14 protein-coding genes are annotated in these 12,743 nt (G+C 70.6%); 7 read left to right on the forward strand and 7 right to left on the reverse strand.

Going from position 1 to position 12,743, the window contains the following annotated elements; translation table 11 throughout:
- The 4 genes from H4W80_RS19940 to H4W80_RS19955 form a co-directional block, all read right to left on the reverse strand.
- On the reverse strand, positions 1 to 573 hold the full coding sequence (locus H4W80_RS19940; RefSeq protein WP_185079406.1) for an HD domain-containing protein: 573 nt from the start codon (positions 571 to 573) through the stop codon (positions 1 to 3).
- 104 nt (positions 574 to 677) lie between these two features.
- Positions 678 to 1,208, reverse strand: a complete 531-nt coding sequence (locus H4W80_RS19945; protein WP_192786471.1) for a hypothetical protein — start codon at positions 1,206 to 1,208, stop codon at positions 678 to 680.
- Positions 1,209 to 1,449: 241 nt separating this feature from the next.
- Complete coding sequence (locus H4W80_RS19950; protein ID WP_192786472.1) at positions 1,450 to 2,340, reverse strand: maleylpyruvate isomerase family mycothiol-dependent enzyme; 891 nt, start codon at positions 2,338 to 2,340, stop codon at positions 1,450 to 1,452.
- Positions 2,340 to 2,897 (reverse strand): sigma-70 family RNA polymerase sigma factor, encoded by a 558-nt coding sequence (locus H4W80_RS19955; protein WP_318786957.1) that lies wholly within the window; start codon positions 2,895 to 2,897, stop codon positions 2,340 to 2,342. Before H4W80_RS19955 ends, H4W80_RS19950 begins: the two co-directional genes overlap by 1 nt.
- Before the next feature lie 151 nt (positions 2,898 to 3,048).
- On the opposite strand from H4W80_RS19955, the gene H4W80_RS19960 reads away from it, so the two are divergent.
- Together H4W80_RS19960 and glgX are read left to right on the forward strand one after the other, a co-directional pair.
- On the forward strand, positions 3,049 to 3,474 hold the full coding sequence (locus H4W80_RS19960) for an OsmC family protein (protein WP_192786474.1): 426 nt from the start codon (positions 3,049 to 3,051) through the stop codon (positions 3,472 to 3,474).
- Positions 3,475 to 3,586: 112 nt separating this feature from the next.
- Positions 3,587 to 5,707: a glycogen debranching protein GlgX gene (glgX, locus tag H4W80_RS19965; RefSeq protein WP_192786475.1), complete on the forward strand. Its 2,121-nt coding sequence runs from the start codon at positions 3,587 to 3,589 to the stop codon at positions 5,705 to 5,707.
- Here glgX and H4W80_RS19970 read toward each other — a convergent pair.
- Positions 5,661 to 6,074, reverse strand: coding sequence for a hypothetical protein (locus H4W80_RS19970; RefSeq protein ID WP_192786476.1), 414 nt, complete (start codon positions 6,072 to 6,074; stop codon positions 5,661 to 5,663). The genes glgX and H4W80_RS19970 overlap by 47 nt on opposite strands.
- Before the next feature lie 163 nt (positions 6,075 to 6,237).
- Here H4W80_RS19970 and H4W80_RS19975 point away from each other — a divergent pair, with 163 nt between their 5' ends.
- The 4 genes from H4W80_RS19975 (at position 6,238) to H4W80_RS19990 (ending at position 9,084) form a co-directional block, all read left to right on the forward strand.
- Entirely contained in the window at positions 6,238 to 6,735 is a 498-nt protein-coding gene (locus H4W80_RS19975) for a GNAT family N-acetyltransferase (protein WP_192786477.1), read from the forward strand.
- Positions 6,736 to 6,834: 99 nt separating this feature from the next.
- The gene (locus H4W80_RS19980) at positions 6,835 to 7,569 is read left to right on the forward strand and encodes a pyrimidine reductase family protein (protein WP_192786478.1); all 735 of its coding nucleotides are present in this window, start codon (positions 6,835 to 6,837) and stop codon (positions 7,567 to 7,569) included.
- Positions 7,553 to 8,710 (forward strand): ATP-dependent DNA ligase, encoded by a 1,158-nt coding sequence (locus tag H4W80_RS19985; protein ID WP_192786479.1) that lies wholly within the window; start codon positions 7,553 to 7,555, stop codon positions 8,708 to 8,710. Before H4W80_RS19980 ends, H4W80_RS19985 begins: the two co-directional genes overlap by 17 nt.
- Positions 8,711 to 8,766: 56 nt before the next feature.
- The gene (locus H4W80_RS19990) at positions 8,767 to 9,084 is read left to right on the forward strand and encodes a hypothetical protein (RefSeq protein ID WP_318786958.1); all 318 of its coding nucleotides are present in this window, start codon (positions 8,767 to 8,769) and stop codon (positions 9,082 to 9,084) included.
- On the opposite strand, the gene H4W80_RS19995 is transcribed toward H4W80_RS19990, so the two are convergent.
- Together H4W80_RS19995 and pgeF are read right to left on the reverse strand one after the other, a co-directional pair.
- Positions 9,050 to 10,303 carry a flavin-dependent oxidoreductase gene (locus tag H4W80_RS19995; RefSeq protein ID WP_192786481.1) on the reverse strand — a complete coding sequence of 418 codons (1,254 nt, stop codon included), beginning with the start codon at positions 10,301 to 10,303 and terminating at the stop codon, positions 9,050 to 9,052. The genes H4W80_RS19990 and H4W80_RS19995 overlap by 35 nt on opposite strands.
- A gap of 193 nt (positions 10,304 to 10,496) precedes the next feature.
- A complete protein-coding gene (gene pgeF, locus H4W80_RS20000) occupies positions 10,497 to 11,204 on the reverse strand; it encodes a peptidoglycan editing factor PgeF (RefSeq protein ID WP_192786482.1) in 708 nt (235 codons plus the stop codon).
- A 95-nt stretch (positions 11,205 to 11,299) separates the two neighbouring features.
- Here pgeF and H4W80_RS20005 point away from each other — a divergent pair, with 95 nt between their 5' ends.
- Positions 11,300 to 12,739 carry an aldehyde dehydrogenase family protein gene (locus tag H4W80_RS20005; RefSeq protein WP_192786483.1) on the forward strand — a complete coding sequence of 480 codons (1,440 nt, stop codon included), beginning with the start codon at positions 11,300 to 11,302 and terminating at the stop codon, positions 12,737 to 12,739.
- The last annotated feature ends 4 nt before the right edge of the window (positions 12,740 to 12,743 follow it).

A 12,743-nucleotide genomic window follows, 5' to 3' on the forward strand; every position in this document is an offset into this window, starting at 1 on the left:
TCAGTCGCCGTTGAGCACGCGCGTCACCCATTCCAGGGTGCCGGTGCGCAGGGCCTCCTCGGCCAGCCGCTTCCCGGTCGGGGTCGTCAGGGCGTCCAGGGAGCTGTCGATCCAGCCCTGGACGTTCTGGTGCCCCTGCTCCCGGTATTCGACCGCCTGGATGAGGCATTCCAGCTTGTCCGCGTCCCGGGCGCAGACGGCTTCGAGGCTGGCCTTCTCCTCGTACTCCCCCACCGCGTCGCCGACCATGTCCGCCACCTCGGCGGGCAGGCCGCGCATCTGGTCGGCGGTGACGTCCTCGTTGGAGGCCGCCTTGAGGTAGCGCTTGCCGATGTACGGGATGTCGGTGATGCGGGTCTCCTGGGTGTCGTGGAAGAGGCTCATGAACGCGGCCCGCTCCGGATTCGCGCCTTCGAGCCTCGCGATCACGCCGGCTATGACGGCCGCGCGGAACGAGTGCTCGGCGATGCTCTCCGGATCCCGTACGCCCGCCACCAGCCACCCGGTCCGCTTGTAGCGCTTGAGCAGCCCGAACTCGTACAGCAGCCCCGCCAGTCCTGTCACGTCGTCCATCACGGGAACCCTCCTCTCCTACGGCAAATGCCGTGGCCGTTTCGCCGGCCACGGCATTCGTCATCGACCGTTCTCCGAAAACGGGAGCCGTTTCAGCTCACCGGTTAATTCTCGGGCCCGAAGATGTCCCGCCAGTCGTCCCCGTTGGGCCACCAGCTGCCGTCGTCCTGCGGCGTCTCGTCCTTGTCCTCGCGGTCCTCGAACTTGTCCTCGTCCTTGACCGGCGGCTTGACCGGCTCCTGCTTGACGGGAGGCCGGTGCACCACTGGCTCCTCGTGGCGGATCGGACGGTGGATGTGGGGACGCGGAGTGCGGATGCGGATGATCTCCTCGTCGTTGTCGCGGTGGTGGCGGCGACCGCCCCAGCCACCACCCCAGCCCCACGGGCCGCACCAGGGGCGCCAGCATCCTCCCCCACCCCATCCGCGACGTCCGCAGTGCTTCCCACAGAGCGGCGGCTTCTCGCCCGAGAAGACTCCGACGCCCGCCTGGACGGCCGCGCTGCTGGGCACCGCGCTCGCCGCGGCCGCCAGGCCCGTGGGAAGAAGCAGGGAGCCGACGATGGCGCCGGCCAGCGTTAGTGTCGCGGCCCGCCCATGGCGTGGCGTCCGCGATTGCCGACTTTCAGTGTTCACGTGCATTCGTTTCCGTTCATGGGTAGATCGGCCCGAAATCCAGCACCCACTATCTCCGCAGGCACTCAGACAGGGGCAGACGTACCCATGTGAATATTCTCGCCTAACTCCGTAAACCCAAATAACCTGTCAAAACCCGGCGGGCTTATTAAACGATGGTTTTGCGCTCACTTAAAGGGCCTCGCGCTATATCCCAGGGCATTTCCCGCCCAATTCCCCCAGAAATGGACAGGACCGCCAATCAGGGACCGGAGAGCGCCGGGGCCGCGGTCAGGACGTCCCTGGCCAGCGCCAGGTCACCGGCCAGCTCGGCGGGGAACTCGGCGGGCTCTCCCCTGCCGCCCAGCAGGAAGCAGAACGCGACCACGTCCGCCGTGATGTGGGCGTCCGGCGTGCCGGGCCGGGCGTCCTCCACGCCCAGCGGCACCTGCCACTCGCCCCCGCCCGCGCCCGTCAGCGTGAGGTGGAGGGTGCGGCCGGAGCCGTCCATGCCCGACAGGAGCATCGTCCAGGGCAGCAGGCGCGCGCACAGGTCGGCGGTCGGGTGGATGTGGTCGGGGACGGGGTCGGGCAGGCGCAGCCGGGCGGTCCGGGCGGCGTCGGCCGTGTGGATCCAGGTCTCCAGGCACCGCGCCAGGAGGTGGTCGCGCACCGGGACCTCCATGCCGTCCATGGTGGCCGGGGTCGTGGGCGGCAGGTCGGCCAGGTGGCGGCAGAGCGCGTCGGCCTGGGCCCGCCAGTCCCTTCTCGTCTGCTCGGGGCTGCGGGCGCGCTCGTACGCCTGCACGTCGCTCGTACGTCCCATCGAGTCGGTCGCGCCCAGGGGCGGCCCCAGCACGGGAGCGCCGACGGCGGCGGCCAGCAGGCCGTCCTTGGCGGCCAGGTGGGCGACGAGCTCCTGGAGGGTCCAGCCCTCGACGATCACGCGCGACCAGTCGTCGTCCACGGCCGAGGTCAGCAGCGCGTCCATCGCGGCCACCCGGCCCGCGTACGGCTGCGCCCAGGCCGCGGTGGGGGCCGCGGGCCTGCGCCGGGCCCTGGCCCCGGCCAGGAGCTGGGGCCGCAACGAGCGGGCCGGCACCTGCGGGTCCTCCATCATCGCGTCCAGATAGAGGCGCTCGACGGGGTCCATTACACCTCTTCCTCCGCAAGCGCGTCCGCCAGGCGTCTCAGCGCCAGCCGGATGCGCGATTTGGCCGTGCCCTCGGGCACGCCCAATTCCTCGCTCACCTGCCGATAGGTCCTGCCGCCGAAGTAGGCGAGCTCCACCGCCTCCCGGAGGCCGTCGGGCAGCGAGGTCACCGCCTGCCGCACCCGTTTGGCCTCGTCCGAGGCCAGGACCGTGTCCTCCAGTCTGTCAGGTTCGCGCTCGAACAGCCTGGGTCCGAGCGCCGACACGCGCCGCCGCTCCTCGGCGCGCACGTGGTCGACCGCGCGGCGGTGCGCGATCGTCGCGAGCCAGGCGCGTAAGGTGCCGCGTTCCGGGTCGTAGGCCAGGGGGCGCTCCCAGAAGACCAGGAACACCTCCTGGGTGATGTCCTCGGCGATCACCCGGTCCCTGGTGACCCGCAGCGCGAGCCCGAAGATCAGCGAGGAGAGCCGGTCGTAGACCTCGCCCAGCGCGGACTCATCGCCGCCGACCACCCGCTGGTGCAGCAGGCGGTCGTCGTACGGTGCCTCCACTGGCACCACGCTCCCGTGTAATCCGGACCAGAAGGCGGCGGGGGCGCCGCGACCCGAGCATGTCATTATTCGCCGGAAAAGTAGAGCCGGATGACCGGAGGCGGGGACTTCGCCGGCTCGCGATAAGGTCGGAGGACCAATACGGAGGGAGCACGTCATGGCCACCACTCGCACCGCCACCACCCAGTGGAAGGGCGCCCTGATCGACGGTTCGGGCACCGTGTCGCTCGACACCTCGGGCGTGGGCACGTTCGAGGTCACCTGGGCGTCCAGGTCCCAGGAGGCCGGCGGCAAGACCTCCCCGGAGGAGCTCATCGCGGCCGCCCACTCCTCCTGCTTCTCGATGGCGCTCTCGCACGGGCTGGCCGGCGCCGGCACCCCGCCGGAGTCGCTGGAGACCAGCGCCGACGTGACGTTCCAGCCGGGTGAGGGCATCACGGGCATCGTGCTCACGGTGAAGGGCCGCGTCCCCGGCATCTCGGCCGAGCAGTTCCAGGAGGCCGCCGCGACGGCCAAGGCCAACTGCCCGGTGAGCAAGGCCCTGACGGGCACCACGATCACGCTCGACGCCGAGCTGCTCTGACGGTCGCCGCGACCTGCCCGGCCCGGGAGCCGGGCACGTGGAGACCCTGGTAGGGAGGGCGATCGGCGCATTGAGCGACCAAGAGCGGGTTCGCGTGCGACAATTGGGCCACATGCGCGAGGTCTGGCCGGGCGAGCCCTATCCACTCGGCGGCACCTGGGATGGCGTGGGCACCAGCTTTTCGGTGTTCTCCGAGGTCGCCGAGCGAGTCGAGCTGTGCCTTTTTCATGACGACGGCACCGAGGAGCGCGTCGACCTGCCCGAGGTCGACGGGTTCGTCTGGCACGGCTATCTGCCGGGCATCCAGCCGGGCCAGCGCTACGGCTATCGCGTCCACGGCCCGCACGACCCGTCGCAGGGCCATCGGTCCAATCCCGCCAAGCTGCTCCTCGATCCCTACGCCAAGGCCATCGACGGCGAGCTGACCTGGAACCAGGCGCTGTTCCCCTATTACTTCACCGATCCCACCCGGCGCAACACCGAGGACAGCGCCCCCTACATGCCGAAGAACGTGGTCGTCAACCCGTTCTTCGAGTGGGGCAACGACCGGCCGCCGCGCATCCCCTACCACCAGACCGTGATCTACGAGGCCCACGTGCGCGGGCTCACCATGCGCCACCCCGACGTGCCGCCCGACCTGCGCGGCACGTACGCGGGCGTGGGACATCCGGCGATCATCGATCACCTGCTGTCGCTGGGGGTGACGGCGGTCGAGCTGATGCCGGTCCACCACTACATCCCCGAGCACTTCCTGGTCGCCCGCGGGCTGACCAACTACTGGGGCTACAACACCATGGCCTACCTGGCGCCCCACGGTGGCTACTCCAGCGCGGGCACGCGGGGGCAGCAGGTGCTGGAGTTCAAGGCGATGGTGCGGGCGCTGCACGAGGCGGGCATCGAGGTCATCCTCGACGTCGTCTACAACCACACGGCCGAGGGCGACCACATGGGGCCCACGCTGGGGTTCCGGGGGATCGACAACGCCGCCTACTACCGGCTGCACGACGGCGACCGGCGCTACTACCTCGACTACACCGGGTGCGGAAACTCCCTCAACGTACGCTCGCCGCACGCGCTGCAGCTGATCATGGACTCGCTGCGCTACTGGGTCCTCGACATGCACGTCGACGGGTTCCGGTTCGATCTGGCCTCGGCGCTGGCCAGGGAGCTGCACGACGTCGACCGGCTGAGCGCGTTCTTCGACCTGATCCAGCAGGATCCGGTGATCTCGCAGGTCAAGCTGATCGCCGAGCCGTGGGACGTGGGGCCCGGCGGCTACCAGGTCGGGAATTTCCCGCCTTTGTGGACGGAGTGGAACGGCAAATATCGCGATATCGTGCGAGATTTCTGGAGAGGCACGCATTCCGCGCTCCCCGAGTTCGCCTCCCGCCTGACCGGCTCCGCCGACCTGTACGAGTCCTCCGGCCGCCGCCCGGTCGCCTCGATCAACTTCGTGACCTGCCACGACGGGTTCACCCTCAACGACCTGGTCTCCTACGACCACAAGCACAACGAGGCCAACGGCGAGGACAACCGCGACGGCACCAACGACAACCGCTCCTGGAACTGCGGCGCCGAGGGCCCCGTGGAGGACCCCGGCATCGTCCGGCTCCGCCACCGCCAGCGCCGCAACTTCCTGGCCACCCTGTTCCTGTCGCAGGGCGTGCCCATGCTCTCCCACGGCGACGAGCTCGGCCGCACCCAGCGCGGCAACAACAACGCCTACTGCCAGGACAACGAGCTGGCCTGGGTCGACTGGTCGATGCTGCACACGGAGCCGGAGCTGCTGGAGTTCGTCAGGGCGCTGTCGAAGCTGCGCCGCGAGCACCCGGTCTTCCAGCGCCGCCGCTTCTTCCACGGCCGCCATCCCGACGACGGCAAGCGCGACCTGGTCTGGCTCACGCCGGGCGGCACGGAGATGACGGCGGGCGACTGGCACATCGGCTACGCCAAGTCGCTCATGGTCTACCTCAACGGCGAGGCCATCACCGAGCCGGGGCCGCGCGGCGAGCGGATCGTGGACGACTCGTTCCTGCTGCTCATCAACGCCCACCACGAGAACATGTCGTTCACGCTGCCGGGCGAGGAGTGCGGCACCGGCTGGGTGCCCGTGCTCGACACCAGCCACGAGACGATGGAGGAGGCGCTCCCGGACGAGAGCCGGCAGGCCGGCGACGTGGTCGACGTCACGGCCCGTTCCCTCCAGGTCCTGCGCCAGCCGCGCTCGCGCTGAGCAGCATCAGCGCGAACGTCGCCACCCCCGCCAGGCCGTGCAGCGTCACCGCCAGCACCGGGAACCCGCGCCCGCCCGTCTTGTGCCGCCCGGCCCCGAGCCAGCGCGTGGACATCGTGAACCCCAGCAGCGCGGCCACCGCCAGCCCCGCGAACGCGGCCCACGCCAGTACCCTGCTCCCCGTGAACAGCCCGGCCACCCAGCACACCAGCGCCGACACGGCCAGCGTCGGGTGGGAGAACACCAGCGCGGCCGGGAAGCGGGTGACCTTGGCCCGGCGCAGCCCGTCGCCGGAGAGCCAGAAGTAGAGCAGGTACACCCCGGCCAGCGCGGCGACCGCCCATGCGACAGCAGTGATCAGACCCACAGGGCCTCCCCTCCCCGATCCCCTTCCGCCACGTAAGCACGTGACCGCCTGTGTGTCCCTGGATACACAAAAGTGCTATACGCCCCATATCCCGAAATGCCCGCTCACATCTGCTAGCTTTACCTTTCCGGCCGGAGGTTGCTCCCGGCCGGAAAGTGCTTGTATGACCATTTCTCTGGCAACCGTGCGGCCCGTGAGCGCCGCGGACCGCCCCACCGTCGAACGCCTCTGGCTCATGTTCCGCCACGACATGGCGGAGTTCCAGGGCGGCCTGCCCAGCGCTGACGCCACCTATCACAGCGACCGGCTGCGCGCGGCGTTCGAGGACGACGACTGGGCGGCCTACCTGTTCACCAGCGATGACCGCCCCGTCGGGTTCTCCTTCGTGCGCGCGCTGTCCGGCCCGGCGCGCGTGCTGAACAGCTTCTTCGTCGTACGCGGCGCACGCCGGTCCGGGATCGGGATCAAAGCCGTGCGGGAAGTGATCCTCCGGCACCCCGGCCCCTGGAAGATCGCCTTCCAGGACTCGAACACGGGGGCCGTCGCGTTCTGGCGGCGCGTCGCCACCGAGATCGCCGGTGACGCGTGGACGGAGGAGCGCCTGCCCGTGTCGAACCGGCCCGACGTTCCCCCGGACGTGTGGATCTCCTTCACCGCCTGACCAGCTCACCGACCGGGCGGGGCACGTGACGGACGTGCCCCGCCCGGGCGAGAGCTCCCGTGTGGGCCAACTGTCGGTGGGGTGTGCCAAGGTAGAGGAGTGCGGCGCATCTATCCCGACATACAGGACAACCCGGACATCGTGCAGGCGTACGCCTACCCCGAGGGGCGGCCGTGGCTGCGGCTCAACATGGTGGCCAGCGCCGACGGCGCGGCGTGGCTGAAGGGCCGCTCGGGCGGGCTGTCGAGCGCGGGCGACAAGCGGATCTTCCAGACCCTGCGCGGCCTGTCCGACGTCGTCCTCGCGGGCGCCGCGACCGTGCGCAAGGAGGGATACGGCCCGGTCCCCCCGCGTGACTCGTGGGACGAGATCCGCGTGGGCAGGCCGAAGGTGCCGCCCATCGCGGTCATCACCCGCAGCCTGGACTTCGACCTCGACGGCGAGCTGTTCACCGAGGCCCCCAGCCGGACGATCGTGATCACCTGCGAGGCCGCCCCGCTCGAGCGGCGCAAGGCGGCGGCCAGGCACGCCGACGTCATCGTGGCCGGGGCCGAGAGCGTCGACCTGGCGCCGGCCATCACGGAGCTGCACGCGCGCGGGCTCACCAGGATCCTGTGCGAGGGCGGCCCCAGGATCAACGCCCAGCTCTCGGCGCAGGACCTGGTCGACGAGCTGTGCCTGTCGATCAGCCCGCTGCTGCTGGGGGGCGGCGCGGCGCGCATACTCAACGGCGAGCCCTCGGAGGTCTCGCTGCGCCTCAGCCACGTGCTGGAAGAGGAGGGGGTCCTCTTCTGCAAATACGACAGGGAGCAGAGCCATGACCGAGCCGACTGAGCCGACCGCGCTCGCGGAGCCCGCCGAAGAGCAGCCGGTGCCCAATCTGCCGGTGCGCCCGCCGGTGCCGCCCATGCTGGCCAAGCCGGTCAAGGCCATGCCCAAGCAGAACGGCTCGCTGTTCTACGAGCCGAAGTGGGACGGTTTCCGGTGCATCGTGTTCCGCGACGGCGACGAGGTCTATCTGGGCAGCCGCAACGAGCGGCCGTTCACGCGCTATTTCCCGGAGCTGGTCGAGGCCGTCAGGGCGGAGCTGCCGGACAAGTGCGTGGTGGACGGCGAGATCGTGCTGCCGAGGGGGTCGCAGCTCGACTTCGACGCGCTGCAGCAGCGCATCCATCCGGCGGCCTCGCGGGTGAAGCTGCTGTCGGAGCAGACGCCGGCCCAGTTCATCGCGTTCGACCTGCTGGCGCTGGGCGACGAGTCGCTGATGGAGACGCCGTTCTCGGAGCGCCGCGCGCGACTTGAGGGGATATTTTCGGAAAAGGGCGAGTCCATTCGGCTGACCCCGGTCACGACCAGCGACGAGCAGGCGGCCGAGTGGTTCGAGACGTTCGAGGGCGCGGGGCTCGACGGCATCATCGTCAAGCCGGGCGACCAGCCGTACATCCCGGACAAGCGCACGATGTTCAAGGTCAAGCACGAGCGCACGGCCGACGTGGTGATCTGCGGCTACCGCGAGCACAAGACGGGCCCGATCGTGGGGTCGCTGCTGCTCGGCCTCTACGGCGACGACGGCCGGCTGCACCACGTGGGCGTGGCGGCCTCGTTCCCGATGGCGCGCAGGGCCGAGCTGGTCGAGGAGATCAAGCCGTACCTCGCGGAGCTGAGCGAGCACCCCTGGGGCCACTGGGCCGAGCAGGCGGCGGCCAACGTCGGCCAGCCGGCCGCCGGGCCCGCCACGGGCGGGCAGCGGGTGCCCGGCGCGGTGTCGCGGTGGAACGCCAAGAAGGACCTGTCGTTCATCCCGCTCAGGCCGGAGCTGGTGATCGAGGTGGCCTACGACCAGATGGAGGGCGACCGGTTCCGGCACACCGCCCAGTGGCGGCGGTGGCGGCCCGACCGCACGCCGGAGTCATGCACGTACGAGCAGCTCGAACGTCCCGTGAGTTACAACCTGGACGACATCCTTGCCCGGTAGCCACGCGACCCGTTATATCTCGACATATGAGTACAGGGGATGAGTTAAAGGCAACCGTGTCCGCCCGCCGTGACCTCGGGCCGGAGTTCGAGGACGCCCTGGTCGAGTCGTTCCTCGACAAGATGGGGCAAGAGGTCGACCGGCGGGTGGACGAGCGCATCGCCCAGCGGGCGTCGAAGGCACCCGCACGCGACCGGGCGCCCGACGGGCAGCGGCTCGCCCTGGCGATCGTCTCGGTCTGCCTCGGCACCGTCTCCACCCTCCTGCTGGTCCTGCTGGGGAACAAGGCTGCCTATCTGGTGCCGATCTGGGGCGGCCTGATCATCATCAACGCGATCTTCAACTCGGGGAGGTCGAGCGGCAAGAGCGGCTGATCCCGGCGGCCGCGCCCGTCGTTCCCGCCAGGGAGGCGCCGGCCGCCACCGACCAGCTCCGGCGCGCGTTCAGCGTGGCAGGCTCGAAGCCGGCCAGCTGCTTGTAGCGCAGGGCGATCTCCTCGCGCTCGGCCAGCGGCAGGACGTCCTCGATGTCGGCGAAGCCCCGCGGGGCGCGCTGGTGGGCCAGCTTCAGGACGACCTCGGGGCCGTCCTTGCGGTTGGCCAGCACGACGTTGTTCGTGACGGGCCGGCGCTGCTCCTCGTAGAACTCCAGCCCGCGGCCGGTCGCCAGCGCGTAGGCCAGGACGCGGGCGTCGATGACGGCCTGGGTGCCGCCGTTGGAGCCGGTGGGATACATCGGATGCGCGGCGTCGCCCATCAGCGTCACCTTCTCCGCCGACCAGGAGGGTAAGGGATCCCGGTCCACCAGCGGATACTCGAACACCTTCACCGCCGCCGCGATGAGCCCGGGGATGTCGAGCTCGTCGCAGTGCCAGTCCGCCACGTGCGGGAGGACCTTCTCCAGGCTCACGGGCCGGTTCCAGTCGCCCCGGTGCGCGGCCTCCGTGGCCTTGTGCTGGATGCCCCAGTTGATCAGCTGCCTGCCGTCGGGGTCCGGCGGCGCGATGGGATAGATGACGATCTTCTGGATGCCGTCACCCGCCATGATCATGGACTTTCCGGTCATGAACGGCGTGCTGTACGAGGTGCCGCGCCACAGCACGTCGCCGCTCCACAACGGCTCCCCCTCCTCGGGGAACAGCGCCCGCCGGACGCCGGAGCGGATGCCGTCGGCGCCGATGAGCAGGTCCGCGTCATGGTCGAGCCCGGTGACGGGCGACCCTGTCACCACCGCCTCCGCGCCGAGGCGCTCCTGGACCGCCCGCAGGAGCATGAACTGCAGCCGGCCCCGGTGTATCGAGTACTGGGGCCAGGTGTAGCCGGCCCGCAACCCGCGCGGTTCGGACCAGATGCGCTGGCCGTACCGGTTGATGAAGGTGAGGTCGGCGGTCTCGACGCCGATCTCCGCCAGGCGGTCGCCCAGGCCGAGTTCGATGACCTCGCGCACCGCGTGCGGCAGGATGTTGATGCCCACGCCCAGCGGCTGGAGCTCCTCGACCGCCTCGTGGATGACCACCTCGGTGATTCCGGCGGCGTGCAGGCTCAGGGCCGCGGTGAGCCCGGCGATCCCGGCACCGGCGATGACGACGCGCATGGAGCGACCTCCTCGTGAAGGATCCGTCTTCATGACGTGCCTCCCGGGAGCGGCAGCGAGGAGACGTCGGAAGTGGCCGGCCCGGCGGCGCTGCCGAAAGGGCGGGAGGGATCCGGCGCACGATGACGCCCCCGCGCCGATCGCGATGCCGCTAACTCATGCGACATTAACCGAAGAAATGCGAAAAAAGGCCCTATGCGAGCCAGATGAGCCCGGCGAAACGACCGCCCGGCTGCTCCCTGCGGTGCGAGTAGAGCTCCGCCGACTCGATCGTGCAGCGGGCGTCGTGGCGTACGTCCTGGATCCCGGCCGCGCGGAGCTGGGCCTCGATCCCGGCCCGCAGGTCGAGCGCGGGCGTCTCCCACGACGTCGTGGACCACGTCTCGGGGACGCGGGAGGCCACCCGCTCGCGCAGCTCGGCGGGCACCTCGTAGCAGCGGCCGCACGCGCCGGGCCCCACCAGCGCGACCATCCGGCCCGGCGCGGCGCCCTTGGCCGCCATGGCCGCCACCAGGGCGCTCGCGATGCCCGCCTCGGTGCCGGGGCGGCCGGAGTGCGCGGCGCCCACCATGCGCGCCACCGGGTCGGCCACCAGCACCGCCGGGCAGTCGGCCCCGAGCGAGGCCAGCGCCAGCCCCGGCTCGGTGGTGAACACTCCGTCGAGCGCCGGCGGATCGTCGCCGAAGGGCTCGCTCACGTACGCGACGTCGGCGCTGTGGATCTGGCGCATGAACACGATGCCCCGCACGCCCAGCTCGGCCGCCACCCCCGCCCGGTTGGCCCGCACGGCCTGCGGGTCGTCGCCGACCATCCCGCCGAGGTTGCGCGACCCGTACGGCGGGACGCTGATCCCCCCGTGGCGATCGGTGACGGCGACACGCACTCCAGGGGCCAGCTCCATGGCTCGATCTTAGAGCGCGAGGCTCACCGGCCCGGCCAGGTGCCCCGCTCCTTGGCTTCGTAGCCAAGGATGACAAGCAAGCATATGCTTGGTACGTGCCTGACTATCGCAATCTCATCGGCGGCGAGCTCGTCCCCGCAAGCGACGGCAGAACCCTCGACTCGGTCAACCCGGCCACCGGGGAGGCGTGGGCGCGGATCCCGGCGAGCGGGCCGCCCGACGCCGAGGCGGCCGTGGCCGCGGCCCGGCGCGCCTTCCCCGCCTGGTCGGCGCTGCCCGCCCTGGCCAGGGCGGGCTACCTGCGCAAGGTGTCGGAGGTGTTCGCCCGCAACGCCGAGGAGCTGGCCAGGCTGGAGACGCGCGACAACGGCCGGATCCTGCGCGACACGCTGAAGAAGGACCTGCCCGGGATGGCGTACCTGTGGCAGCTGGCCGCCGGGCAGTGCCTGGACGCGGCCAAGGGCGACACGGTCATCCTCGGCCCGGACACGCTCGGGCTGACGCGGCGGGAGCCGTACGGGGTGGTGGTCTGCATCATCCCGTGGAACTCGCCCATCTCCACGTTCTCGGCCAAGGCCGCCTACGCGCTGGCGGCCGGCAACACGGTGATCGTCAAGCCGGCCGAGCAGGCGAGCGCGTCGGTGCTGCGGCTGGGCGAGCTGCTGGCGGAGGTGTTCCCGCCCGGGGTGCTGAACATCGTCAGTGGCCTCGGCGAGGAGGTGGGGGACGCGCTGGTGCGGCACCGCGACGTCGCCAAGATCAGCCTCACCGGCTCGACGGCCACCGGCCAGGCCATCACCCGGGCGTCGGCGGACGCGCTGAAGCCGCTGACGTTCGAGCTCGGGGGCAAGTCCCCGAACATCGTCTTCCCCGACGCCGACCTGGACGCGGCCGCCCAGGGCGTCACCGTGAACTCCGTCTACACCGGCAACGCCGGGCAGGTCTGCGTGGCCGGCTCCCGCATCCTCGTCCACCACTCGATCTGGGACGAGCTGCTGGACCGCATCGCGCGCATCTGCGCCGAGCTGGTCCTGGACGACCCCCTCGATCTGCGGACGACCATGGGCCCGATCGTCTCCTCGGCCCAGTACGAGCACGTGCGGTCATACCTCGAGCTGGCCGAGAAGGAGGGCGCGAGCCTGCTCTTCGGCGGGCGGACGGGGGCGGAGGTGGTGCCCGGCCTCCCGGGCGGCTACTGGGTCTCCCCCACCCTCTACACGACCACGGACAACTCGCTGCGGCTCTGCCAGGAGGAGATCTTCGGCCCGGTGGCGGTGGCCATGCCGTTCTCCTCCGACGAGGAGGCCCTGGCGATCGCGAACGACTCCCGCTACGGCCTGGCGGCCGGCGTCTGGACGCGTGACCTGGGGCGGGCGCACCGGTTCGTGCGCGATCTGGAGAGCGGGACGGTATGGGTGAACACGTTCCGGCAGATGCCGCCCGGCCTCCCGTTCGGGGGCGTCAAGGACAGCGGGTACGGGCACGATTCGGTCCTCGAGTACACCCGCGAAAAGGCGGCCATCATCCAGATTTAGTCGG

Origin of the sequence: Nonomuraea angiospora, from assembly GCF_014873145.1 — a bacterium.
Lineage (GTDB): Bacteria > Actinomycetota > Actinomycetes > Streptosporangiales > Streptosporangiaceae > Nonomuraea > Nonomuraea angiospora.

Coding starts and splice junctions, on each gene's coding strand:
- pgeF (WP_192786482.1), bottom strand. CDS start 11,204: ATGGAGCTGGCCCCTGGAGTGCGTGTCGCCGTCACCGATCGCCACGGG.
- glgX (WP_192786475.1), top strand. CDS start 3,587: ATGCGCGAGGTCTGGCCGGGCGAGCCCTATCCACTCGGCGGCACCTGG.
- H4W80_RS19960 (WP_192786474.1), top strand. CDS start 3,049: ATGGCCACCACTCGCACCGCCACCACCCAGTGGAAGGGCGCCCTGATC.
- H4W80_RS19950 (WP_192786472.1), bottom strand. CDS start 2,340: ATGGACCCCGTCGAGCGCCTCTATCTGGACGCGATGATGGAGGACCCG.
- H4W80_RS19940 (WP_185079406.1), bottom strand. CDS start 573: ATGGACGACGTGACAGGACTGGCGGGGCTGCTGTACGAGTTCGGGCTG.
- H4W80_RS19995 (WP_192786481.1), bottom strand. CDS start 10,303: ATGCGCGTCGTCATCGCCGGTGCCGGGATCGCCGGGCTCACCGCGGCC.
- H4W80_RS19975 (WP_192786477.1), top strand. CDS start 6,238: ATGACCATTTCTCTGGCAACCGTGCGGCCCGTGAGCGCCGCGGACCGC.
- H4W80_RS19985 (WP_192786479.1), top strand. CDS start 7,553: ATGACCGAGCCGACTGAGCCGACCGCGCTCGCGGAGCCCGCCGAAGAG.